22 protein-coding genes are annotated in these 22,299 nt (G+C 64.4%); 5 read left to right on the forward strand and 17 right to left on the reverse strand.

Annotation, left to right across the window (positions count from 1 at the left end):
• Positions 1-53: 53 nt before the first annotated feature.
• From AC1MEQ_RS04995 to AC1MEQ_RS05030, 8 genes are all read right to left on the reverse strand, one after another.
• Positions 54-1,397 carry an MFS transporter gene (locus AC1MEQ_RS04995; RefSeq protein WP_479794503.1) on the reverse strand — a complete coding sequence of 448 codons (1,344 nt, stop codon included), beginning with the start codon at positions 1,395-1,397 and terminating at the stop codon, positions 54-56.
• Between the two features lie 88 nt (positions 1,398-1,485).
• Positions 1,486-2,400 carry a LysR family transcriptional regulator gene (locus tag AC1MEQ_RS05000; protein ID WP_479794505.1) on the reverse strand — a complete coding sequence of 305 codons (915 nt, stop codon included), beginning with the start codon at positions 2,398-2,400 and terminating at the stop codon, positions 1,486-1,488.
• Positions 2,401-2,720: 320 nt separating this feature from the next.
• On the reverse strand, positions 2,721-3,767 hold the full coding sequence (locus tag AC1MEQ_RS05005; RefSeq protein WP_479794507.1) for a PDR/VanB family oxidoreductase: 1,047 nt from the start codon (positions 3,765-3,767) through the stop codon (positions 2,721-2,723).
• Positions 3,768-3,803: 36 nt separating this feature from the next.
• Complete coding sequence (locus AC1MEQ_RS05010; RefSeq protein ID WP_479794509.1) at positions 3,804-4,610, reverse strand: amino acid ABC transporter ATP-binding protein; 807 nt, start codon at positions 4,608-4,610, stop codon at positions 3,804-3,806.
• Positions 4,607-5,602 carry an amino acid ABC transporter permease gene (locus AC1MEQ_RS05015; protein WP_479794511.1) on the reverse strand — a complete coding sequence of 332 codons (996 nt, stop codon included), beginning with the start codon at positions 5,600-5,602 and terminating at the stop codon, positions 4,607-4,609. The genes AC1MEQ_RS05010 and AC1MEQ_RS05015 overlap by 4 nt, the downstream gene beginning before the upstream one ends.
• 9 nt (positions 5,603-5,611) lie before the next feature.
• Positions 5,612-6,547: an ABC transporter substrate-binding protein gene (locus AC1MEQ_RS05020; protein ID WP_479794513.1), complete on the reverse strand. Its 936-nt coding sequence runs from the start codon at positions 6,545-6,547 to the stop codon at positions 5,612-5,614.
• A 153-nt stretch (positions 6,548-6,700) separates the two neighbouring features.
• The gene (locus tag AC1MEQ_RS05025) at positions 6,701-7,147 is read right to left on the reverse strand and encodes a hypothetical protein (protein WP_479794515.1); all 447 of its coding nucleotides are present in this window, start codon (positions 7,145-7,147) and stop codon (positions 6,701-6,703) included.
• Between the two features lie 2 nt (positions 7,148-7,149).
• On the reverse strand, positions 7,150-8,199 hold the full coding sequence (locus AC1MEQ_RS05030) for a Rieske 2Fe-2S domain-containing protein (RefSeq protein WP_479794517.1): 1,050 nt from the start codon (positions 8,197-8,199) through the stop codon (positions 7,150-7,152).
• A gap of 158 nt (positions 8,200-8,357) precedes the next feature.
• On the opposite strand from AC1MEQ_RS05030, the gene AC1MEQ_RS05035 reads away from it, so the two are divergent.
• The 4 genes from AC1MEQ_RS05035 to AC1MEQ_RS05050 all read left to right on the forward strand — a co-directional run bounded on the left by AC1MEQ_RS05035 (position 8,358) and on the right by AC1MEQ_RS05050 (position 11,117).
• A complete protein-coding gene (locus AC1MEQ_RS05035; RefSeq protein ID WP_479794519.1) occupies positions 8,358-9,011 on the forward strand; it encodes a GntR family transcriptional regulator in 654 nt (217 codons plus the stop codon).
• Positions 8,980-9,108, forward strand: coding sequence for a hypothetical protein (locus AC1MEQ_RS05040; RefSeq protein WP_479794521.1), 129 nt, complete (start codon positions 8,980-8,982; stop codon positions 9,106-9,108). Before AC1MEQ_RS05035 ends, AC1MEQ_RS05040 begins: the two co-directional genes overlap by 32 nt.
• A gap of 14 nt (positions 9,109-9,122) precedes the next feature.
• Complete coding sequence (locus AC1MEQ_RS05045; RefSeq protein WP_479794523.1) at positions 9,123-10,415, forward strand: M20 metallopeptidase family protein; 1,293 nt, start codon at positions 9,123-9,125, stop codon at positions 10,413-10,415.
• A gap of 144 nt (positions 10,416-10,559) precedes the next feature.
• Positions 10,560-11,117, forward strand: a complete 558-nt coding sequence (locus AC1MEQ_RS05050) for a LysR substrate-binding domain-containing protein (protein ID WP_479794524.1) — start codon at positions 10,560-10,562, stop codon at positions 11,115-11,117.
• Here AC1MEQ_RS05050 and AC1MEQ_RS05055 read toward each other — a convergent pair.
• The 8 genes from AC1MEQ_RS05055 to AC1MEQ_RS05090 all read right to left on the reverse strand — a co-directional run bounded on the left by AC1MEQ_RS05055 (position 11,103) and on the right by AC1MEQ_RS05090 (position 19,636).
• Positions 11,103-12,143: a CPBP family intramembrane glutamic endopeptidase gene (locus AC1MEQ_RS05055; protein WP_479794526.1), complete on the reverse strand. Its 1,041-nt coding sequence runs from the start codon at positions 12,141-12,143 to the stop codon at positions 11,103-11,105. The two genes, AC1MEQ_RS05050 and AC1MEQ_RS05055, sit on opposite strands and share 15 nt — an antisense overlap.
• Positions 12,144-12,226: 83 nt before the next feature.
• Positions 12,227-13,240, reverse strand: coding sequence for a sugar phosphate isomerase/epimerase family protein (locus AC1MEQ_RS05060; protein ID WP_479794528.1), 1,014 nt, complete (start codon positions 13,238-13,240; stop codon positions 12,227-12,229).
• A 38-nt stretch (positions 13,241-13,278) separates the two neighbouring features.
• Positions 13,279-14,400, reverse strand: a complete 1,122-nt coding sequence (locus tag AC1MEQ_RS05065; RefSeq protein WP_479794530.1) for a Gfo/Idh/MocA family protein — start codon at positions 14,398-14,400, stop codon at positions 13,279-13,281.
• Positions 14,401-14,431: 31 nt separating this feature from the next.
• On the reverse strand, positions 14,432-15,271 hold the full coding sequence (locus tag AC1MEQ_RS05070; protein ID WP_479794532.1) for a carbohydrate ABC transporter permease: 840 nt from the start codon (positions 15,269-15,271) through the stop codon (positions 14,432-14,434).
• The gene (locus tag AC1MEQ_RS05075) at positions 15,264-16,268 is read right to left on the reverse strand and encodes a carbohydrate ABC transporter permease (RefSeq protein WP_479794534.1); all 1,005 of its coding nucleotides are present in this window, start codon (positions 16,266-16,268) and stop codon (positions 15,264-15,266) included. The genes AC1MEQ_RS05070 and AC1MEQ_RS05075 overlap by 8 nt, the downstream gene beginning before the upstream one ends.
• 44 nt (positions 16,269-16,312) lie before the next feature.
• Complete coding sequence (locus AC1MEQ_RS05080) at positions 16,313-17,638, reverse strand: ABC transporter substrate-binding protein (protein WP_479794536.1); 1,326 nt, start codon at positions 17,636-17,638, stop codon at positions 16,313-16,315.
• 88 nt (positions 17,639-17,726) lie between these two features.
• Positions 17,727-18,836: a Gfo/Idh/MocA family protein gene (locus tag AC1MEQ_RS05085; protein ID WP_479794538.1), complete on the reverse strand. Its 1,110-nt coding sequence runs from the start codon at positions 18,834-18,836 to the stop codon at positions 17,727-17,729.
• Positions 18,833-19,636, reverse strand: coding sequence for a sugar phosphate isomerase/epimerase family protein (locus tag AC1MEQ_RS05090; protein WP_479794539.1), 804 nt, complete (start codon positions 19,634-19,636; stop codon positions 18,833-18,835). Before AC1MEQ_RS05090 ends, AC1MEQ_RS05085 begins: the two co-directional genes overlap by 4 nt.
• 250 nt (positions 19,637-19,886) lie before the next feature.
• Between AC1MEQ_RS05090 and AC1MEQ_RS05095 the strand changes: the two genes are divergently transcribed.
• Complete coding sequence (locus tag AC1MEQ_RS05095) at positions 19,887-21,077, forward strand: ROK family transcriptional regulator (RefSeq protein ID WP_479794541.1); 1,191 nt, start codon at positions 19,887-19,889, stop codon at positions 21,075-21,077.
• Between the two features lie 118 nt (positions 21,078-21,195).
• On the opposite strand, the gene AC1MEQ_RS05100 is transcribed toward AC1MEQ_RS05095, so the two are convergent.
• Positions 21,196-22,293, reverse strand: coding sequence for a DNA cytosine methyltransferase (locus AC1MEQ_RS05100; RefSeq protein WP_479794543.1), 1,098 nt, complete (start codon positions 22,291-22,293; stop codon positions 21,196-21,198).
• Positions 22,294-22,299: the final 6 nt, after the last annotated feature.

Consider the following 22,299-nt stretch of genomic DNA (forward strand, 5'->3'; position numbering starts at 1 on the left):
GATGTTCGGGCGGCGGCAACCGGAAGGGCTGCCGCGGTGGTCACGGCGGGCTCCTAGCCGAGTCGGCCGCGGGTCTCGGGGACCCTGGTCAGCGTCAGCAGCAGGAAGACGACGACGGCGGCACCACAGACCCAGAAGGCCGGCGCAAAGGCGATGCCGGTGGCTCCAACAAGCCAGGTGCCGATGAACGGCGCGGTGCCTCCAAAGAGTGCGTACCCGACGTTGTAGCTCACGGCCGCCGAGGTGAAACGAGTCCGCGTGGTGAAGATTTCGACGAAGAACGTGTAGCAACCGCCACCGTAGATGCAGAGCGGGACAACGAAGAGCAACTGCCCCATGATGGCCAGTGGCAGCGAACCGCTGGTCACCAGCAGGAAGCAGGGGAACGCCAGCAGGGCAAGTGCCGCGGAACCGGCGATCAACATCGGTTTGCGTCCCACCTTGTCGCCGATGAGGCCGCCGACCGGCAGCAGCAAGGCATAGGTGAGCATGGCGACGCCATTGGCGATCAGCGATGCTTCGCGGCTCAGGTCGCCCGTGGTCTGGACGTAGGGAACGAAGTAGCCGGAAAGGAAGTAGAAGCCCATGGCGGTCAGCCCCATGACAAAGATTACCTGGATCATCTGGACGCGGTTTTCGCGGAATGCCTCCCGGACCGGGCTGTACTCCTTATGGTCGACCTTGGCTGCAACCTGTTTGAACGCCTCGCTCTCCTCCGTCTTGGAGCGGATCCATACGCCCACCAGGGACAGTGGGAGCGCCAGCAGGAACGGGATGCGCCAGCCCCACGCGGTGAAGGAGTCGTCGGACATGCCCTGGCTCAGCAGCAGGATCAGGACACCGGCGAATACGGAGGGCAACGCGGTGGCCGCCAGCGTGATGTTCAGCCAAAATCCCCGACGATGCACCGGAGCGTGTTCGAAGACGAAGGCCGGCGCGCCAACGGATTCACCGCCCGCGGAAAAACCCTGGACCAGGCGGCACAGCACCAGCAGTGCCGGCGCGAACCAACCGATGCTGCCGAACCCGGGCAGCAGCCCGATGGCGGCGGTGGCCGCTCCGATGAGGACCAGGGTGACGTAGAGGACCTTCCGCCGCCCGATTCGATCTCCGAGGGCGCCGAAAAAGAGGCCGCCGATCGGGCGCGCGATAAAGGCGACGCCGAAGGTGGCGAAAGTCGCCAGCAGGCCCACCGCTTCGCTGCCCCCGGGGAAGAAGAGGTGGGACAGCGTGACGGCCGAGAGCGCATACAGCGCAAAGTCGTAGAACTCGATGAATTGTCCGACGCTGCCTCCGGCCAAAACACGGAGTTGCATACGACTGGCCGTCCCGGACCGGCTAAACGCATTCGCCGCGGCGGTATCGGCTTCCTTGGAACCCAGATTTTTGGTTGTCATGGCGACCAGTATTCGTGATCGGGGTCACAGGGGTCTAATTCATAATTTATGCATTTCGCATCGGTTTTTCCGTTGCGAGGGCAGGACGTTAATCCGTGTGCCCATAGATATCGCGGCAGACCTCGGCGAATGCCTGGGCTCGCCGTGTCGGCCGCGTTGCCGCCGGACGGACCAGCATGACCTCGATCCCGGGCACGTGGTCCAGCACCCGCAGGAGCACCACGGGTGCTCCGACGTAGGTGAGATTGTGGACCAGTTTCTGATTCAGCACCGAGTACCCGTGGCCGCTGGCCACGAAGGACCGGACCGTTTCATATCCGGACGCACGGTGGCGGATACGGGGATCGACCCCCGCGGCAGCGAAGACCCGGATGTAGTACTCGCGGGTATGGGGGAGGTCGAGCAAGATCAATGGTTCCTGGGCAAACTCGGCCAGGTGGACCCCCTCGTCGCCGCGCCCGGCCAACCGATGCTCCTCATGGACCATGGCATGGACCGGGATGCGTTGGAGGACCTCCGTGTCGAATCCGTCCCCGAGTCCGAGGTCGTACATCAAGGCGAGTTCGCAACGCCCCTCCAACAAGGCCGAACGCACGTATTCCTGATCGCCCTCGATGAAGGAGACGTTCACGCTGGGATAGCGGGCCTCAAATTCACGAAGGATCACCGGCGCCCGGAACGGGGCCAGAGGCGCGAAGACACCAACCGTGAGCTCCCCCGATAGCGTCGTGGCCATGCCGCGCCCGGCGTCGTAGAGCAGATCCGCATGTTCCAGGAAGGGATTGACGTCTTGGGCAAATTGACGGCCCGCCGCGCTGAGGGTCAGCCCACGCTGGGGACGCCGGATGAACAATTGAACGTCGAGTTCCCTTTCCAGGGCGGCGATCGCCGACGATAGGGCGGACTGCGTGATCCTCAGTTCACGAGCGGCTTCGGTGATGTTCTCCCGCTGGGCGACGACGGCAAAGTACCGCAGCTGGATCAGGGTGAAGGACTTGCTCATGTCGCTCATTGTTCCATTCGGCCGGGCAACCCGACCGCGCCCTCCGGATCATTAGATGGGCAACCCCATGAATGCCAACCATGGCTGACGACGTCACCGAGTTCGTTCCTAACGTTACCCACCATGCACCCGGAACGGCGCGCCACGTCCGAACGGGAACCGCTCCCGCAGCGTGGACCGTTGCTGCCCCCTCGGGTCGACCGCCGTGGTGGAAGGCAGCGGCAGTCGTTGTCCACGCTCGCTCCACCAGGAATACGGTTGGGCCAATGAGGACCGAGGCCCCCCGGGATCCGCCCATTGGACGAGTTTGTCCTCGCCCGTTAGATGTCGAGCCTCAACCGGCAGCCTCCGCAGGCCCGGGACACGCAAATCATCATGGTTTCCGAGGCCGCCCTTTCGTCCTCTGAGAGCAGGCTGTCGCGGTGGTCCACCATGCCCGAGATGACCCCGGTCTCGCAGGTGCCACAGATTCCCTCGCGGCATGAATTCAACGGTGCGTAGCCGCACTCCTCGAGCGTTTGCAGGATGCTTTGGTTCGCAGGAATTTCAACCTCGGTCCCGTCATTGAGTTCCACAGTGAACTTTTCGGACCCTGTTGTGTTTTCGTGGGCATCGGCGTCGCCGTTGGAGGCCCCAGCCGTATCACCGGATATAGTCACGGATGCTGCGGGATCCAAGACAAACCGCTCGACGTGCAGCAATGCCGGCGACCGCCATGTTCGAGCCGCGGCGAGCAGTACGCCAAGCAGCCCGCCGGGGCCACAGGCATAGGCCAACCCCCCGTCGGATGGGGCCTCCAGATGCGGGGCGAGGTCAAAACGCCCGTCGACGTCATCTGCATGGACGCGCACCTTGTCACCAAATTCGAGTAGCTCGTCCCGGAAAGCCATGGACTTCTTGCTGCGGCCCAGATAATCCAACGTCCACGGAACGCCACGTTCCTCTGCCTCCCTGACCATCGCGAGAATGGGGGTGATGCCGATGCCGCCTGCGAGGAACCGGTAGGCACTGGCCGGAGCGAGTACAAAATTGTTGCGCGGTCCCCGGACGCCGATGGCCGATCCCGGACGTAGCGCCGTGTGCACGAATTCCGATCCTCCTCGGGAAGCATTCTCATGCAGCACTGCCACACGCCACGGCTCCCCCGGCCGTGAACACAGCGAATACTGGCGTACGAGCCCGGAGCCCAGGACGACGTCGAGGTGTGCACCGGGTTCCCATTTCGGAACCGCCCCGCCATCTGACGGCTCGATCTCGATCGAGAGCACCCCCTCCGCCTCCAGGCGCATGGCCCTGACGATGGCATCCCGCACCGGGCCGGGTGCAGTACGGCCCCTAGTGGCGGGTTTCAGGTCGGTGGTAGTCACATGGTTCCTTTCATTCTGCGACGGCGAGCCCGGGGCCTAGTGCCCGACGGAGGAAACGAACGCACGCGTGCGGCCATGGACGGGGTGGTCGATGACCTGGGCGGGATCGCCCTCTTCGACGATGTGTCCATCGGCCATGAAGACCACGCGGTCGGCTACTTCCCGGGCAAAGCCGAGCTCGTGGGTCACCACGACCATCGTCATGCCGGAAGCGGCGAGGTCCTTCATGACCTTGAGGACTTCCCCCACCAGCTCGGGGTCCAGGGCGCTGGTCGGTTCGTCGAAGAGCATCACCTTGGGTTCCATACACAGCGCCCGTGCAATGGCCACCCGCTGCTGCTGTCCACCGGAGAGCTGACGGGGATATGACTTTTCTTTCTCCGACAATCCCACCTTGGCCAATAGCGCGCGGGCCCGTTGCGTGGCAACACTCTTCGATTCGCCCTTGACCTGGCGTGGAGCCTCGATCAGGTTTTCCAGGACGTTCATGTGCGGGAACAGGTTGAAATGCTGGAACACCATGCCGATGTCGGTTCGCTGGCGGCAGATCTCGCGGTGGGATTGTTCATGGAGCTTGGTCCCGCGCAAGTTGTAGCCGATGACATTGCCGTCCACGCGCATGCGGCCGCCGTCGACCGTTTCCAAATGATTAATGCACCGAAGCAGCGTGCTCTTGCCCGAGCCGGACGGACCGATCAGGCAAATGACCTCGCCTGGCGCGACCGACAGATCGATGCCCTGCAGGACGTCGAGCGGACCGTACGATTTGTGGATACCCCGTGCTTCAATCATGGGACCGGTTTGTCCCTCGTGCAGATCGGGCTGTATGGCTGCGGTGCTCATCGTTCCTCCTTGCTGGGTTGGGAAGCCAACGTCGCCGGCCTTGGGGAATGGGTCCCGAAGTAGCGTCGCACCGACTGCCACGGCGTCGGCGGCAGTTGCCGGAAGTTCCCCCGGGCGAAACGGCGTTCGAGGTAGTACTGACCGATGGACAAGATGGTGGTGGCCAGCAAGTACCACAGGCTGGCCACGATCAGCAGTGGGATCGTCTCGAAGTTGCGGGCGTAGATGATTTGCGAGCTGTAGAGGATATCCGGAACCGAAATCACCGAGACCAGCGACGTGGTCTTGAGCATGCCGATCGTTTCGTTGCCCGTTGGCGGGATGATGACCTTCATTGCTTGCGGCAGAACGATCCGCCACATCGACTTGAGCTTGGTCATGCCCAGGGCCTCCGCTGCCTCCGTCTGGCCCGAGTCAACCGAGATGATGCCGGCTCTAACAATCTCGGACATGTAGGCCGCCTGGTTCAGCCCCAAGCCCAGGATGGCGGCCGTCAATGGACTGATCAGGGCATTGGCGTCCAGCTCAACACCGGGCAGACCGAGCGTGATCACGGGATAGAGGGCGGCCAAGTTGAACCAGAAGAGCAGCTGCACCAGGACCGGCGTTCCACGGAAGAAGTAGACGTAGAACCCGGCAGCCGATTTCACCACGGGGTTCAAGCTGAGCCGCATCACGGCCAGCAACACCCCGAGCACGATGCCAATGACCATGCTGATGGCGGTCAGCTCAAGTGTGACCAGGAGCCCTTGGCCGATGGAGAAGTCGCGGATGTACGCGGCCACGACGTCCCAACCGAAGTTGGGATTCGTCAGGACCGAGCGCAGCACCAGAGCTGCGAGGAGGAGAACGACGACGGCTGTCACCCATTGCCACGGATGGCGGGCCTTGACCACTTGTAGGTCGTCGTCAGCGCCGAAGTCTCCGCTATCCGGCACGATCTTCGTGTCCAGTTTCGATGCGGGAGTGAGTTTCTCGGTTTCCATGCTCATCCCGACTGCCTACTTGCTGTACTTCGCGAAATCGGCGGCATCGATCTGGGTTCGGGTGGGAACCTTCCATTCCGCGTAGACCCCCGCGTATGCCTCGGAGTCAATCAGGTCCTCCATGGCCTTCCCCAGCGCCTTCGTCAACTGTGAGTTCTTCTTCACAGCCATGCCGACGCCGGCGCGCTGGTAGTCCTCGTCACCGGCAACCTCGAACTTTCCGCCGGATTCCTCGCCTTGGAATGCCAGGGAGACGGAGTCGGAGAGGATTGCGTCCACGCGTCCGGAAATGAGCGCGAGGTTTGCGTCAGACTGGCCCGGGAACGTCTGGATGTCGATGGCAGGCTGTCCGTCAGCGACGCAGTCCTTCGAGAACTTCGGCCCCTGCGTCAGCGCCTGGATGGAGCCCTTTTGGGCGGCGATCGATTGCCCGCACAAGCTCTTGTCGGCCAACGAGAGGTTCTTGGGGTTCCCCGTTGCCACGCCTATCGCAGTTCCTCCGGCCATATAGGGGACGAAGTCGACCGCCTTCTGGCGTTGGGGAGTGATCGAGAAGGACGAGACACCGACGTCGTACTTGCCCGAGGTGAGGCCGGGCAGGATCGTATCGAAGGTCGCAGCGGTGTGTTTGGCCTTCAGCCCCAGGCTGTCGGCGACGAGGTCGGTCAGGTCAATGTCGAAACCGATGAGCGTCGTGTTGTCCGTATCCATGTACTCGAACGGCGGGTAGGTCGGGTCCGAGGCAAAGACGATGGTGCCTGACTCGCGAATCGAGTCGGGTAGCAATGCCCGGGCCTCTTCATTGACGGGGACCGTGGAGCTGGCCGCTGACGGCCCTGCTTGCTGGCTTGCGGGGTCCGGAGTGGACTCTGCGGAGGCATTGGTGCAGGCGGCAAGGCCCAGGGCGCTGGCGAGGAGGAGGGGAATGACTGCTGCAGGGCGGCGATTCATGGAGAACATGATGACCTTTCACGGTTCAGCGGTGCTTGGTGGGTGGTGGTGCCGTGGTGCTGGTTCAGTCGCAATGGTGCTGCGTTGTACTGCTGGTGGGCGGGTCGGGGTGAAGACCTGGGGTGGGACCGCTCCCGCCGGGAGAGCGGGAGTTCAGGGGACCCAGCGCAGGGCGCGTGGGCCCGTCGGCGTCAGTTGGAAGACGGTGGCTTCGGAGTCACCACCATCCAGGGAAATGCGGACATCCTCGTCGTCCTCGCCTTCAAGCACGAAGACGTCTCCCGGGCGGATCCAGCGTTCCCACGGCCCGGCTACGGAGGCGACGAGGGCCTGTCCGCCGAGGACCGTGACGACCAGGACCTGGCCGGACGGGCGGTGGACCGTCCGGCTCTCATGGCCGGCGAGATGCGTGTCTTCTGCCATCAGGAAGGCTTCGTCGGTTTCCACGACGGCGACCGGTCCGGTCTCCTCGTCGCGCAGTCCCACGGTCCAGCGCCAGGGGTCGCCGCGTTCATCGGTATCGGGACAGGCGGCCAGTACCCGGTGGCCTCCCGCTGAGTCGTCCTTTCCCAGGGCGTTGGCCCGAACGAGCATCCACATGGTTACCGCGCCCCCGCCGTGACGGGGGTAGGGGACTTTCCGGATTGTCCCTTTGCCTCGGCGCGAAGGAGTGCGGCGAGGATCCGCCGCGCCTTGGCGACGCCACCATCCTGGGCGATGAGGACATCGAATTCGCCGACCGGCCGGGCCTGCATCCCCTGTTCCTGGGCTTCAAGGGCGTCGGCATCCTCCTGGAGGACCGTGGCCAGGCCGTCCTTGAGCTGGTCGGTCGCCTCCGTGTTCTCGACGGCGAAATTGCGGCTGAACGCGTAGTAGTACCAGGAGTTGTGCGAGTCGATGGGCGTGATGCCGTTCAGCACCTTGATGAGGTAGCCCTCCTCCCGTGGCTTTCCCTCGCCCGTGATACCGGAGTGCAGGACATGCAGGTTGGGCACGAAGAACTCGGTGCAGTGGAAACGATCGTAGTTCCCGCTAATGCCCATGGTCTCTGCGTACAGCGGAGGCGCCGCTACGGAGGGCATCAGGCGATCGACGTTGACCACGTTGCCCTCGACCTCGACGGTGATGCCGTGCTCGTAGATGTAGTCGTCTCCGACCGTGGTCTTGTGCAGGAAGGATTCGTGCGTCAGGTCCAGGAGGTTGTCGTGGATCAGATCGGCACGGCATTTGAAGTGCACGGAGTGCGTGACGGTCGCCCAGTCGGGATCAACCATCCAATGCGTGTCGGGGATGTCGGCCGGGTCGGCATCCTCGGGATCTCCCATCCAGATCCACACCCAGCCGTCCTTCTCGTGGAGCGGGTAGGAAGCAACACGTGCCCTTTCGGGGATGGTGCTCTGCGCCGGCACCTTGGTGCAGGCCCCGTCAGCGCCGTAGGTGAAGCCGTGGTAGCCGCACTCGATGGAGTCGCCGATCGTCCGTCCAGCCGACAGTGGGAAGGCGCGGTGTGCGCAGCGGTCGGCCAGGGCAACGGGCTTGTCGCGGCTGGTTCGGAAGAGCACGACTGGCTGCTCGCAGATGACGCGACGTGTGGGTTGGCGCGTGACCTCCGTGCTCCAGGCCGCCACGTACCAGGTATTCAGAACGTACATTTCATTCCCTTCTCGAATGTGTATACACTGTATTCAGAACGAAGTTGTGATGTCAATCACTTTTTCGAGAAGATAGAAAACGCGGGGACCATCGACAACGGGACCAGCGTCCGGCAACCGCCGGAAGAGCTCGATCGCCAGGAGTGAGGAATGCGGAGATGAGCGAAGCAGTTATGGGCCAGCCGCTGGCTGCCCAGGTGTACGAGGCCGTGAGCGACGACATCGTGGCCGGACGGCTGGCTCCGGGGACGCCGTTGGGCCAGGTGCAGCTGGCTGCGCGCTTTGACGTGTCACGCACTCCCGTCCGCGATGCACTCACGCAACTGACCACCGATGGCCTGGTTCGGCTGGTTCCCGCCAAGGGCTATTTCGTCAATGATCTTTCCCGCAACGACGTCAGCGACGTCTTTGCAGTGCGCTTTGCCTTGGAGTCACTCGCTTTCCGAGAAGCATTCGGTCATCACACCCCTCGCCAACTACACCACCTGAAGATGCTGGCCTCGGAAACCTTGTTGGCGAGCTCGGACGACGGCACCGAGGTTTTCGATATTTCCCTGCAGTTCCACCGGTCGCTCATGGAGCCCTGTGGCAACCCCTACCTGCTGGAGGTGCTCTCCGACGTCTGGTCGCATCCGATCCAACGTCGCATCACCCTCACCTACCGCCCCGGCCCCGAGCACATCCAGCGCATCGCCGACGACCACGCAGCCATCGTCCGGCATCTGGAGGAGGATGACCTCGAAGCAGGGCTCAAGGTGCTCCAGGACTGCCATAACCCCGATGACCATCGGGGGGCACCGCTGGCGATCTAGCGTCGCCCGCCGCTTCTGCCTGCTGGCGTTGGCCGAACTGGTCGCCCTGCAGGCCAATGCCCCCACCGCCGTACGTCTGGCTACTTCAAACACCTAGGAACGGGAGTCTCCATGAACCACACACCAACCATCCACGCCGGCGAGAACAGCCTGGGTCCGGCCACGGCAGCACCAGTCGTCACGGCCGTGGACGAGCCGGCGTTGTCGGGCCTGGCCGCCGACGCTGAATCGTTGGCGCAGGAGCTGGTCGAATTGCGTCGGGAGATCCACCAGCAGCCTGAGCTGGGACTTGACCTTCCCCTGACGCAGGCTTCGATCTTGCGCCGCCTGGAACGGCTGGAAGGCCTGGAGATCAGCACCGGTTCGCGCCAGAGTTCAGTCACTGCCGTGCTTCGCGGCAGGGCAGCATTCGAGGGTGAACGGCCGGTCATCCTCCTCCGCGGGGATATGGATGCCCTACCCGTGCTGGAGGAGACCGGCTTGGACTTCTCGTCCGCCGTCACCGGCCACATGCATGCCTGCGGCCATGACCTGCATGTCGCCGGACTCTATGGGGCAGCACGGCTGCTCCACGACCGTCGCGACGACCTTGTCGCCGACGTAGTCTTCATGTTCCAACCCGGCGAAGAGGCCTATCACGGCGCCCGCTACATGGTGGAAGACGGCGTCCTCCAGGCCGCGGGCCGTCGTGTTGACAGCGCCTATGGGTTGCACGTCTTCTCGGCTACGTACGACTCCGGGGTCTTCTACTCCCGCTCCGGTACGCTCATGGCCGGCTGCGAGGAGTTTTTCGTGACGATACACGGAGCTGGCGGCCATGGGTCGCTCCCCCACTTGGGCAAGGATCCCGTTCCGGTGGCCGCCGAAATCATTGTGGCGCTCCAGACGCTGATCACCCGCGGCTTCAACGTGTTCGACCCGGTAGTTGCCACTGTCGGCCGTCTCGAAGCGGGCACGGCGGGAAACATCATCCCCGACACCGCGACCTTCGACATCAGCCTCCGGCTGTTCTCCCCGGAAAACAAGAAGAAGCTGCTCGCCGATGTTGCGCGATTGGTGGAGGGCATCGCTTCGGCACACGGGCTGAGCGCCAGCTACAGCTTGGCCCCGGATTATCCGGTCACCATCAACGACGATACGGAGCACCGCTTCGCCCAGGACACCATCAAGGCCCTGTTCGGGGAAGAATCCTTCCGCGAGCTGGAATTCCCCATGACCGGATCGGAGGACTTCTCGCACGTTCTCAACGAGGTCCCGGGAGCCTTCCTGGTCCTGGGGGCCAGAATTGGCAACTCCGCGGAAACGAACCACTCTCCGCGCGCCGACTTCGACGAACTTGTACTTCCCCGGGCTGCGGCAGCTCTTGCCGGGCTGGCACTGGCCAGGCCCGGTTGGCGTTGCTGAACGCGCTGAGCCTACGGCGGCTTCATGTACAGGCGAGCTGAATGGATAACTGGTTCGTACCTGACCGTCCTGCTGGTCGGACAGTCGGTTCGGCGTTGACACGACCACCGGCTGGCGGCGCTCGATGAGATACCGCTATCGAAATTGGCGCACGAACCCTGGGCGTCCTTCCCCGCCACCAAGGGGTCGAATGTGCGGGACATGGGCCTTCGTTTGGCACACGAGGCGGGTTTCACCCCGCGTATCGCCCAGGAGGCGCCGGATTCCTACGCCGTCCTGGGGTTGGTCGCCGCAGGTGTCGGCATCTCCCTGAAAGTGTCCTCCGTCCGGCACATCGAAATCCGCGGGCTGGTCTACTGGGACCTCGCCGGGGAACCGTTCTTCCTGGCCGCGATCCTCAATATGGCGTGGCGCCCCGAATCGGGCGACGAGACGGGCCCTGGACATCATGGAGGATGTGCTGCCGTCGCCAGAGCCGCCAAGGGGTCGCATTTTGGACTAAGCCCCTCTATCTCCCCAGCGGCGTTTATGTCCCGCACACCCCCTTTCTTGCATCACTGTCCCGGACAGTGGCCGCCGCTGGCCTCGCCGCTACGACGCGAACCGCGACCACCGATCCCAGTTCTACAAACGGCTGGGATCGGTTCTCGGGCCAGCGCAGTAGAACCGATCGACCGCCATGGATCGCTAATACCCGTTTGAGGACGGCGCATCCCCTGTCGTCGCCGGATGTGGCCCGCCGTATTCGTGGTCGGCGATTGGCCGCACCGGCACGGCCTGCCGTGTGCGCTGGATCTTTCGGGTGCGCGCCAGCCGGAGAATGAGCAGGACGGAGACCACGGACATCGCCAGAGACAGGAGCAGTTGCACGGGGCCGACGTCATCCGCGTTGGCGTCCGCGGCTCCCCAGGCGCTGAGCGCGAAGATGGCGACATTGTTGACGACATGCAGCGCCAAGGCCGCCTCGAGCCCTCCGGTACGCCACGTGAGCCAACCGGCCACAACGGCAAACACGGCAATGTCGACCATGCCCAGCAGCTGGTAGTCGTGGCCGAGGACAAACAGCGGAACCGGGAGCAGGATGGCAAAGGCTGGGTGTCGGAGCCAGCCGCCGAGTGTCTGCATCAGGAAGCCGCGGAACACGTATTCCTCGGCGGCCGCTTGGAGCGGCACCAACAGCAGGGCTACAGCCAACAAGGCCAGGGATTTGCCCTGGTCGAACACCCGGGGTACCCCGGTCACGTCGGTGCCCGGCAGGACCAGGACGATGGCCTGCCCGACCACGTTGACCACGAGGCCCACGCCCAAGCACCAGAGCAACCACCGCCACCGCAGCCGTCCGGCGACCGAGGACAGCAGCCCCACGGGTCGGGCACCAAGAATCCGGGTCGCCGCCCACAGGCAGGGCAGCATCAGGGCGATGGACGACAACATCAGGACCAGGGTCAGCGGATCGTTCATGTCCGGGGAGCCCGACCCCTCGATGAACCCGAGCACCTCCCGGCCAAAGCCCGGGATGAGCAGACCAGCGACCGCCACGGCCATCATGGCTGCCAATGAAAGCACGAGCAGGATCGCCAGGTACATCGCCGCCCCGATCACGGCGACAATCAGTGGCTTCCACCACCGGTAGGCGGGCCAGCCCCGCGCCAAGCGATGGTACGGCAGCGCCGGAGGTTGGTCGGGCTGCGGGGGCCGCTGGTGGTCCAGGGCATCTGCGGTCGTCATGGCCTCCATCCTTCCCGAAGGAAGGACCGCCTGCATCCATCGAGCGGACTACTTGTGGACAACCCCCAGCGGGTGCCGGCGGACTACTGGTTCGAGAACGCCGCGTCGAATGAGGCCGTGGGCCGCTTCCACAGCAGCTCGCGGATCTTCCCAACCGCCTCGCGGGCGCCGTGCAGCCGGTCCATGCCGGCGTCTTCCCATTCCACCGAGATCGGTCCGTCGTAGCCGATGTGGGCCAACGCCCGGAAGGCGTCCTCCCACGGGATGTCGCCGTGGCCGGTGGACACGAAGTCCCAGCGCCGGCGTGGGTCCCCCCAGGGCAGGTGGGAGCCGAGGATTCCATTGCGGCCCATCGGCGGGCGCAATCGGGTGTCCTTGCAGTCCACGTGGTAGATCCGGTCGGCGAAGTCGGTGATGAACCCGACGGTGTCGATCCCCTGCCAGAACATGTGGCTGGGGTCCCAGTTCAGCCCGAACGATTCCCGGTGGTCGATGGCCTCCAGGGTGCGCACGGTGGTCCAGTAGTCGTAGGCAATTTCCGACGGATGCACCTCGAGAGCAAACTTGACCCCTTCGTCGTCGAACACATCCATGATGGGGTTCCAGCGGTCGGCGAAGTCCTGGTAGCCGGCGTCGATCACCTCTCCGGGCACGGGCGGGAACATGGCCACGTACTGCCAGATCTTGGAGCCGGTGAAACCCACGACGACGTCGGCGCCGAGTTTGCGGGCCACGCGGGCCGAGCGCTTCATGTCCTCGCTGGCGCGTTGGCGCACGCCCTCGGGTTCGCCGTCGCCCCAGACGTAGGGGCGCAGGATGCCCTGGTGGCGGAAGTCGATGGGGTCATCGCACACCGCCTGGCCGCCGAGGTGGTTGGAGATCGCCCAGACCTTCAGGCCATACCGGTCCAGGATCTCCAGCCGGGAGGCCAGGTAAGCGTCGTCCTCGTCGGCACGCTGCAGGTCCAGGTGGTCGCCGGAGGCGGCGATCTCCAGTCCGTCGTAGCCCCAGTCGGCGGCGCGGCGGGCGAGCTCCTCGAACGGCATGTCGGCCCACTGGCCGGTGAACAGGGTGACGGGCTGCGGGGTCTCGGTCATGGAGGTTCTCCTCGAAGGGGCGGTCGGGGGCTCTAGGTTCACAGTATGTGCTGCACGGTGCGGTGGTCGGAGGCTGCGGAGACATCCACCCAACTGTTGCTGCGGGAGGATTCCAGCACGGCGGCGGTGAGTATGGCCGCGCGCAGCCCGTCCGCGAAGGTCGGCAGTCCGGCGGGCGCTCCCCCGGCGATGGTCGCGTAGGTGTCGGCGACGAAGGCATTGAAGGCGTCAAGGTAGCCCATTGGATGGCCGGCGGGAACCACCGAGAGGCGCACGGCGTCCTCGACCAGCGACGGGGCATCGCGGGCCAGGGTCGTGGAACCCCCGCGACCGCCGAGCCAGAGCTCGTCGGGGTGCTCCTGGTCGAAGACCACCGACCCCGCAGTGCCGCCCAATTCGAGGCTCAGCGCGTTCTTCCGGCCGGCGTTGACCTGCGAAACCATCAGGCTGCCGATGGCCCCGCCCTCCATTTCCACGATGCAGACAGCCGCGTCCTCGGTGTCGACGGGTCGCCCGCCCCGGGCGGCGTGGGCGATACCGAGCCGGGCGTTGATGCGCACGATCCGCTCCCCGGCAATGAACTCCAGCAGGTCCACCAGATGGGATCCGATGTCGGCGAAGGCGCGTGATGGCCCTCCGGCGGCGGGATCGACGCGCCAGTCGGTGTCGTCCTCGCGGAGCATCCAGTCCTGCAGGTAGTCCCCCCGCACGGTGAGCAGCCGGCCGATGCCCCCACCGGCCGCCTCGTGGCGGGCCTGGCGGGCCATCGGATGGAACCGGTAGATGAACGGAACGGTGGCGGTGACTCCGGCCCGGGCGGCGAGTTCGGCCAGCGCCGAGGCCTCCTCGGGGGCGATGGCCAACGGCTTCTCGCATACGACGTGCTTGCCGGCCTCCAGCACGGCGCGGGCATGCCCGGCATGCGTGGCATTCGGTGAGCAGATGTGCACCACGTCGACGCGTTCCAGCAGCTCGTCCAGGGTGGTCGCAGCATGGCGGATGCCCAGGGCGGCGGCGGCCCGCATGGAACGCTCGGGCCGGGAGGAGAGCACCGAGACGACGTCGGCACCGGAGGCCCGGGCGGCTTGGGTGTGGATTCTTGCCATGAAGCCGCCGCCGATGATGCCGACCTTCAGCGGGGCCGTGGATGGATGGCTCACAAGGCCCTCCTTCGGGTGGGTTCGGAGCGAGTCATTTCACGGATCCCGCGGAGAGTCCGGCCACCAGGTGGCGCTGGACGAGCATGAACCCGATGAGCACCGGGAGCGAGACGACGACCGAGGCGGCCATCAGCTGGTTCCAGTAGACGTCGGTCTGGGAGGCGTAGGAGCGCAGGCCGATCGCCAGGGTGCGGGTATCGGAGTTGGTCAGCACCGACGCGAACAGGACCTCGCCCCAGGCCGTGATGAAGGAGTAGACGGCCACCGCGATGATGCCCGGCCTCGCGACCGGCAGCACCACGCGGATCAGCGCGCCCAGGCGTCCGGTGCCGTCGATCATCGCCGCTTCCTCGAGCTCCTTGGGGATGGAGGCGAGGAACCCGGTGAGCATCCAGATCGCGAACGGAAGCGAGAAGGTCAGGTAGGTCAGGATCAGGCCCAGATACGTGCCGGAGAGCTGCAGTCCGACCGTGCGTTCGATCTGCGTGAAGATGAGGAACAGCGGCAGCAGGAACAGGATGCCCGGGAACATTTGGGTGGAAAGCACCACCAGGGAGAACGTGCGCGCCCCCTTGAACTGGAAGCGGGACAGCGCGTAGGCCGCCATCACGGCCAAGACCACGGAGAAGAAGGTGGCGCTGACGGTGACGATGAGGCTGTTGACGAAGTAGTCGGCCAGCGGCACGGTCTTCCAGATGTCCAGGTAGGGCTGCAGGGTGATGGTGCTGGGCCACCAGGTGAACAGCCCGCGCACGTCCTCCAGCGGTTTGACGCTGGTGATGAGCACGACGTACAGCGGCAGGATGACGACGATCGACAGCCCGAGCAGCCCGAAGGTGCGCAGGATGCGGAATCCACGGGTCTCAAGCATTGGGTCCCTTTCCCTTCGGCATGACAAGTCGGATGTAGAACGCGGAGACGATCAAGAGCACGACGAGCAGCACCACGCTCATGGCACCGCCGACGCCGAAGTTCCAGTTGCTGAATGACTGCTGGTAGATCAACGGCGAGATCAGCGTTGCCTCCGGTGGGGAGGCCGGCCCGAACAACACGTACGGGACGTTGAATTGATTGAAGATCCAGAGCGAGAGCATCAGCAGCAGCACCGCGTTGGCCTGCCTGATCATCGGCAGGGTGATGTTCGTGAACTGCTTCCACAGGCTCGCCCCGTCCAGCGCGGCCGCCTCGTAGACCTCCCCGGGGATGTTCTGCAGCGCGGCCAACAGCATCAGGAAGGCGAACGGCCAGAACTGCCAGACCGTCACGATCACCATGACCCAGAACGCGTTGGACCCCAGCAGCCAGAATGGCCGGTGGTCCAGCAGCCCCAGGTCGTCGACCAGGATCCGGTTGATGACCCCGTCACGCTGGTTGAACATGAACGCCCAGGCGATGGTGCCCACGTAGCTGGGTAGCGCGTATGGGACCAGGAACAGGGTCCGCAACAGCCCGCGGCCCCGGAAGCTCGAGGAGAGCAGGACCGCAGCGAACATCCCCAGCGCCCAGGCCAGCCCCACCACGATGACCGTGAACAGCAGGGTCCGCCCCAGCGCCCCGTAGAACTGGGTGCCGATCGGGCTGGAGGGACTGAGCCCGGCGACGAAGTTCTCGAATCCGATGAACGGTGCCTTGACCCAGTTCGCGATGCTCAGCTGGGTCAGCGCGATGAAGGCGATGTAGACCCCGAGGATCATCGGGATGATGTGGATCAGCAGCTCCATGATCGTCGCGGGGGCGACCATCAGGTACGGGAACGGGTCCTTCTTGCGCTTGCGTGGCGTGGCCGGCGGCGCCGGCCGCCCCTGGGTGGGGGTGGCCGGCTCCGCCTCGGTGTCACGACGGTCCCCGGCTTCGAGGGTGGGTCCCATGGTCTATCCTTTCGGCCGTTTCGGGGCGGGTGGGGCGGGCGTGCTCACATCTGGGAATTCGCGTTTTCGAGCGCCTTCTTCACGTCGGCCTCGGTGACCTTTTCACCTTGGGCGATCTGGGCGAAGAGGTTCTTCACCGCGGTGCCGACCAGGGTCTCCATCTGGCTCTCGGAGGGGTACAGCGGCATCGGCTGGGCGTGGTTGGCGAGGATGTCCTTTTTCAGAGAGATCTCCTCGGACTGGAAGGCCGGGTCGTCGTAGGCCGCGGTGACCACGGGCAGTGCCGTGTATTCCTTGTTGAGGTACTTCTGCTCGGAGTCGCTGGTCAGGTGCTTGACGAAGTCGATAGCTGCTTCCTTGTTGTCCGAGTTCTCGAAGACGGAGACGTTGATGCCGGCGACGTGGGACTGCGTGCCCTCCAGTCCGGTGGCATCGGCGGTCATCATGGGGACCGGTGCTGCCTTGTAGTCCTTCATGTCCCGGGCGTTCAGCGTCTTGCCGGGGGCCTGGTCGAAGAACATGGCCGACTTGCCGGCGGCGAAGTCCTCGACCATGTCGGATCCGTTCTGGGCCTCGGCCATCGACGGATTGACCACGCCATCCTCGCCCATCAGCTGGACCCACTGGTTCACGCCCTTGACGACGCCGTCGGAGGCGAACTGCGGGTTGCCCGACTCGTCGTAGAGGGCCGAGCCGTTCTGCAGGCCACGGATGAACGCTGCGTGGGCGTTGTTGGTCACGGAGGCCCCGGCGAGGGAGACGCCCCACTGGTCGGTCTTGCCGTCCTTGTTGGTGTCCTTGGTCAGCTTCTTGGCGTCGGCGACGAACTCTTCCCAGGTGGCCGGGGCTTCCTTGATGCCGGCCTCCTTGAACATCTTGGTGTTGTAGTACATGGAGTAGCTCAGCCCGTAGAGCGGGACGGAGGTCGGGGCCTTGCCCTCGGCGCCGCCGGTGGCCCAGCTGGTCTGCACGAAGCGGTCCTGCCCGCCGATCTTCTCCAGGGCGTCACCTTCCCACGGCATGAACGCGCCGGAGGCCTGCAGGGACACAGCCCAGGTGTTGCCGATGTTCAGCACGTCGGGGCCATCGCCGGAGGAGACGGCGGTGAGGATGCGGTTGTAGAGGTCGCTCCACGGGATGACCTCGAGTTCGACCTTGGTCCCGGTCTCCTCGGTATAGCGCTCGATCGACTTCTTCAGCACGCGCTCGTCGTCGGTGACCGACGTGCCCTGGTTCGAGGCCCAGTAGGTGATGGTCCCGCCGGCCTGTGCGTCGCCGCTGTTGGCCGAGCTGTTGTTGCCACAGGCCGATAGGCCCAGCGACATGGCGCCGATGGAGAGGACGGCAGCCCATTTCATGGTGCGTTTCATGACGGTTCTCTTCTTCTCTTCAGGTGGAGCGATGGTGGATGTGGTGCGGTGATGGAAAATGCACGACGGCGAAGCTCGCCGCGGGTGCTCAGGAGACCGTGTTGCTGGCCCGGGAGGGATCCCAGTCCGCCTCGAGCGGGGCGGAGATCTGCACGGTGGAGGTGACGTCGACGAACTGTCCGGTGTCGGCGGCCTCGACGAGGGAGGCCATGGCGTCCAGGACGTGGAAGGCCAGGTCGCCGGGGACTCGTTCGGAGCGGTCTTCGCGGATGGCCTGGGCTAGTTCGGCGACGCCGGTACCGCGGGTGAAGAAGGAACCGGTAGCTTCGACGACACGTGGATCGCCATCACCCGTGTGGATGGTGGTCTCGCCGTCGAACATGTTGGGGTCGGGGAACACCGCAGTGCCCTCGGCTCCGGCGATCTCGACGAACCCGGCGCGCGGCAGCTTGGAGTCAAAGCTGAACACTGACTGCGCGCTGGCCCCGGATTCGAAGTCGATCAGAGCGCTGACATGGGTGGGGACCTCGACGACGAAGTCGGTGCCGGCCTTGGGACCGGAACCGATGGTGCGCGAGCTGCGGGCCTGGGAGGACAGGGCGGCGACGCGGCGGATCGGACCGAAGACCTGGATCAACGTGGTCAGGTAGTAGGGGCCGACGTCGAACAGCGGTCCGGCGCCCTTGGCGAAGAGGAATTCCGGGCTCGGGTGCCAGGACTCCGGGCCGGGGACCTGGAAGAGGGTCAGTGCGGTCAGCGGCTGGCCGATGGCCCCGTCGCGGACCTCGCGCAATGCGGTCTGCAGTCCGGCGCCGAGGAAGGTATCGGGGGCGACGGCGACGCGGACTCCGGCTTCCTTCGCGGCTTCCATCAGCTGGCGCCCGGATTCGCGGTCCAGCGCGTAGGGCTTCTCACCCCAGACGTGCTTGCCGGCGGCGACGGCCTGGAGGGCGACCTCGACATGGACGGCGGGGATGGTCAGGTTCACGACGATCTCGACGTCGTCGGTGGCCAGCAGCTGCTCGTAGGAACCGGAAGCTGGAACACCCCACTTCTCGGCCTGGGATGCTGCGCGTTCCTCGTCGAGGTCGGCGATGAAGACGACCTTCAGGTCGGGGAACTGGGTGAGGTTGCCCAGGTACTGGTCGCTGATGGTTCCGGCGCCGACGATGCCCACTCCGGTGGGTGCGGCGCTCACTTGGTGCCTGCCAGGAAGGCGTAGGAGTCGGCCACGGCCTTCAGGACGTCGCCGTCGTGGTCGTCGAGTTCGATGACCCGCAGGGCGTTGGGGGCGGCGGCGAGGATCTTGGCCACCGGCATGGAGCCGGCGCCGACGGCGACCTGTTCCTTGTCGTTCTTGTTCTTGGGGCCGTCCTTGACGTGCAGGGCCTTGACCTTGTCGCCGAGGCGGGCCAGCAGGGCCGGGGCGTCCTCACCGCCGACTTCGGCCCAGTAGGTGTCGACCTCGAGGGCGACTGCGGTGCCGATCTCGTCGGCAAAGATCTCCAGAGCCGCGGTGCCGTCGATGCGGTTCTCGAGCTCGAAGGCGTGGTTGTGGTAGCCGATGGCCAGACCGTGGTCGGCTGCCTTCGCCGCAATGTCCTTCAGGTCGCGGGCGATGCCGGAGATGGATTCGCGGGTGGTCCAGCGGGACTCGTCGATGTGCGGGTCGATGATGGTGGAGATGCCAAGCTGCTTGGCTGCGGCGAAGACGGCATCGAGGTCGGCGTCGATGAGCTTCACGTGGGCGGTGGGTGCGGACAGGCCGAGGCGGGTGAGGTGCTCCTGGTATTCGGCAGCGCGTTCGACGAACGCGTAGGGCTCGACGTTGGTGAATCCGATGCCGGCGATTGCCTCCAGCGTGCCTGGGAGGTCGTCGGCAAGCTGTCCGCGGACCGTGTAGAGCTGGACGGAGAGGCCGGGTCTGACCGAGGCGCCCTGCGCGTCGGTGGGTTTCGGCTGCGGTGTGCGCCGAGTGGTGTGGCCGGACGTTGTCATGGAATGAGCTCCTCTGGAGTGCGCTGTCGGGCAGTTCATCGGCCGTTGCGGCATTCAGCGTGAGCGCTGTCACATCGGCGTTGAACTGAGACTACGAGCACTTTTGACGAACGTCAAGCAAAAGCTGTAAGAATATACTCAGAAGGTTCGTTGCTCCCGACGCCGCGCAATAGAGCGGCGATGACGAAGCGAAATGGCATGATCACTTCAAGCACCTGACCCCGCGGCACAGAGCAAGAAACGAGACACAATGGCGATCGAGACTGCCGAGAACGGCACAGCTGATCTCGCCAAGGCCGGCGAGTTCCTCCAGTTGCTGCGCGATGGGCACCCCCGCACACGGGCCGAGCTGGCCCAGCTGACGGGGATGGCGCGTTCGACCGTCGCTTCCCGTGTCGACACTTTGCTGCAACTGGGCTACGTCTCCCCCGTCGGCGACTCAACATCAACTGGTGGGCGACCGCCATCGCTCTTCGCTCTTAATCCGAACGCGCGAGTCGTCATCGGCGCAGATCTCGGTGCCACCCATGCTCGTGCCGTCTTGGCGAATATGGCCGGTGAAGTCAAAGCAGAGTTCTGGGAGGCGTTGCCCATTGGCAATGGGCCAGAGTCAGTCATCGGCTGGTTGGCGCTCACGATTGGCCGGCTGTTGAAGGAGGCGGGACGCGCCAGTTCGGACCTGGCGGCAATTGGCGTCGGGCTGCCCGGGCCCGTGGAGTTCCAAACCGGCCGACCCGTCAGTCCCCCGATCATGCCGGGGTGGGATGGATATGACCTACCCGCGCGCCTGCATCAGGACTACGACGTGCCCGTGCTGGTCGACAATGATGTGAACATCATGGCGCTCGGCGAGCACAAGGCCAACCTCCCTGACGACCAGGACATCCTCTTCGTGAAGGTGGCCACCGGTATCGGCGCTGGACTCATCGCACACGGGCAGCTGATGCGCGGCGCCCAGGGCACGGCCGGAGACCTCGGGCATGTCCGGGTTCCCGGGGGCCCGGACACCTTGTGCACGTGCGGGAACGTCGGATGTCTCGAAGCAGTAGCGAGCGGTCCAGCCATCGCCAGGAAGTTGAGCCTCGAGGCCGAGCCGGGCCAAAACATCCCCTCGCTGGTGGCGCAACGAGTTCGCGACGGGGACGCGGAAGCGATCGCCGCAGTCCGCCAAGCTGGGAGGGACCTCGGAAGTGTCCTGGCCACCTGCGTCAGCATGCTGAATCCATCGGTGATCGTCGTCGGCGGCTCACTTGCGCAGGTCGGTGAACATCTGCTGGCCGGCATTCGGGAAGTGGTCTATCAACGATCGCTGCCCCTTGCAACGAAGCACCTTCGGATTATCGAGTCGACTGCAGGATCACATGCGGGCGTACTGGGCGCCGTTGCGTTGGCCACAGAGTTCGCCCTCTCCCCCACAGCCATCGAGTTGTCGACGCGGTAGCTCCTCAGCCAACGGCTGCCACGCTTCGTAGCTCAGTGCCGTCGAAGTGGACACTGAAATGGGATGCTTCGAGTGCCCGGCCTTAGCCAGCAATTGCCTGCAGTGTGAGCATTGAATACTACATGCTCTCTGCCAAGAGTCGTCCGATTGCCTTGCCCAGTGGAACTGGTACGGCATTTCCGATTTGTCGAGCTATGCCTGTCCGTGATCCGACGAAACGATGTTCCGTCCCAAAACCTTGAAGTAGTGCTGCCTCGTAGTGCGTAATGGCCCTGTTTTCTTCAGGATGAAGGTAGCGGCCCTTTTCGGGTTTAAAGAATTCGGTTCGAATCGTAACTGAGGGCCGCGTCCAATGCAAACGCCCCATCACGTCTCCCGCTCCGGTCTTGTGTTTCGTCCAGCATGGTGACATCAGGTCGGGATACGCCTCGAGATTGCGGCGATTCCCACCCACAGGGATGACAGCGAAACGATCCAAAGATTTCTTCGTATAGTTTCTGCTCCAGTGGAGATCCCGAACACTGAACGCTCCAGCGTACTCCTTGTTGTTAAACGTGGTCCGACGAGTCGAGAACACATCATCACGATCGGGCGTCCGGGGAACGTCGCCTAATACGTCCTTCACGGTGACGTGGCGTTTCATTCCATTCTCCTCTGCAATCGCAGAGTGCGTGGGCATCGGCATACCCGGAAAGCCAAGGTCCCGATGAAATCCAATTACTACTGTTCGCCGTCTCGATTGCGGCGCTCCAAAGTCTGCAGAATTTAGGACTTCGGCACGAAAATCGTATTCAGGGAGCATTCCGCCCTTGGACGTTTCTTCCTTGAACTGGGCATATTGAGGAGACTTCTTGAACTCTGCAACGTTTTCGACTACGAAGTAGCGAGGTTGAGCCAGTCTGATGGTCCGGGCGTATTCTTTCCACAGGGAGTTCCGTTCGTCCTCTACGTCCTGCTTCCCGAGGCTCGAAAAACCTTGGCACGGCGGCCCCCCCACTATGACATCCGCCAAGGGAACCTGCTCTGCATCGAGCCAGGACTTAATGTCTCCGGCATATACGATCCCCTGGCCGTAAGTTGCCTCATACGACGCCGCCGCAGAGAGATCCCATTCGACAGCCCCTACGGTGCGAAACCGCCCCGACGCGGCATGGAGCCCAGCCGTTAGGCCGCCTGCTCCTGCGAAGAGATCGAGCACCGTAATATCACTTGTCATTCTTCG

This window comes from Arthrobacter sp. ASL1 (assembly GCF_056680475.1).

Coding starts and splice junctions, on each gene's coding strand:
- AC1MEQ_RS05030 (WP_479794517.1), bottom strand. CDS start 8,199: ATGTACGTTCTGAATACCTGGTACGTGGCGGCCTGGAGCACGGAGGTC.
- AC1MEQ_RS05045 (WP_479794523.1), top strand. CDS start 9,123: ATGAACCACACACCAACCATCCACGCCGGCGAGAACAGCCTGGGTCCG.
- AC1MEQ_RS05090 (WP_479794539.1), bottom strand. CDS start 19,636: ATGACAACGTCCGGCCACACCACTCGGCGCACACCGCAGCCGAAACCC.
- AC1MEQ_RS05060 (WP_479794528.1), bottom strand. CDS start 13,240: ATGACCGAGACCCCGCAGCCCGTCACCCTGTTCACCGGCCAGTGGGCC.
- AC1MEQ_RS05000 (WP_479794505.1), bottom strand. CDS start 2,400: ATGAGCAAGTCCTTCACCCTGATCCAGCTGCGGTACTTTGCCGTCGTC.
- AC1MEQ_RS05070 (WP_479794532.1), bottom strand. CDS start 15,271: ATGCTTGAGACCCGTGGATTCCGCATCCTGCGCACCTTCGGGCTGCTC.
- AC1MEQ_RS05080 (WP_479794536.1), bottom strand. CDS start 17,638: ATGAAACGCACCATGAAATGGGCTGCCGTCCTCTCCATCGGCGCCATG.
- AC1MEQ_RS05095 (WP_479794541.1), top strand. CDS start 19,887: ATGGCGATCGAGACTGCCGAGAACGGCACAGCTGATCTCGCCAAGGCC.
- AC1MEQ_RS05055 (WP_479794526.1), bottom strand. CDS start 12,143: ATGACGACCGCAGATGCCCTGGACCACCAGCGGCCCCCGCAGCCCGAC.
- AC1MEQ_RS05015 (WP_479794511.1), bottom strand. CDS start 5,602: ATGAGCATGGAAACCGAGAAACTCACTCCCGCATCGAAACTGGACACG.
- AC1MEQ_RS05020 (WP_479794513.1), bottom strand. CDS start 6,547: ATGAATCGCCGCCCTGCAGCAGTCATTCCCCTCCTCCTCGCCAGCGCC.
- AC1MEQ_RS05100 (WP_479794543.1), bottom strand. CDS start 22,293: ATGACAAGTGATATTACGGTGCTCGATCTCTTCGCAGGAGCAGGCGGC.
- AC1MEQ_RS05075 (WP_479794534.1), bottom strand. CDS start 16,268: ATGGGACCCACCCTCGAAGCCGGGGACCGTCGTGACACCGAGGCGGAG.
- AC1MEQ_RS05035 (WP_479794519.1), top strand. CDS start 8,358: ATGAGCGAAGCAGTTATGGGCCAGCCGCTGGCTGCCCAGGTGTACGAG.
- AC1MEQ_RS05040 (WP_479794521.1), top strand. CDS start 8,980: ATGACCATCGGGGGGCACCGCTGGCGATCTAGCGTCGCCCGCCGCTTC.
- AC1MEQ_RS05025 (WP_479794515.1), bottom strand. CDS start 7,147: ATGTGGATGCTCGTTCGGGCCAACGCCCTGGGAAAGGACGACTCAGCG.
- AC1MEQ_RS05010 (WP_479794509.1), bottom strand. CDS start 4,610: ATGAGCACCGCAGCCATACAGCCCGATCTGCACGAGGGACAAACCGGT.
- AC1MEQ_RS04995 (WP_479794503.1), bottom strand. CDS start 1,397: ATGACAACCAAAAATCTGGGTTCCAAGGAAGCCGATACCGCCGCGGCG.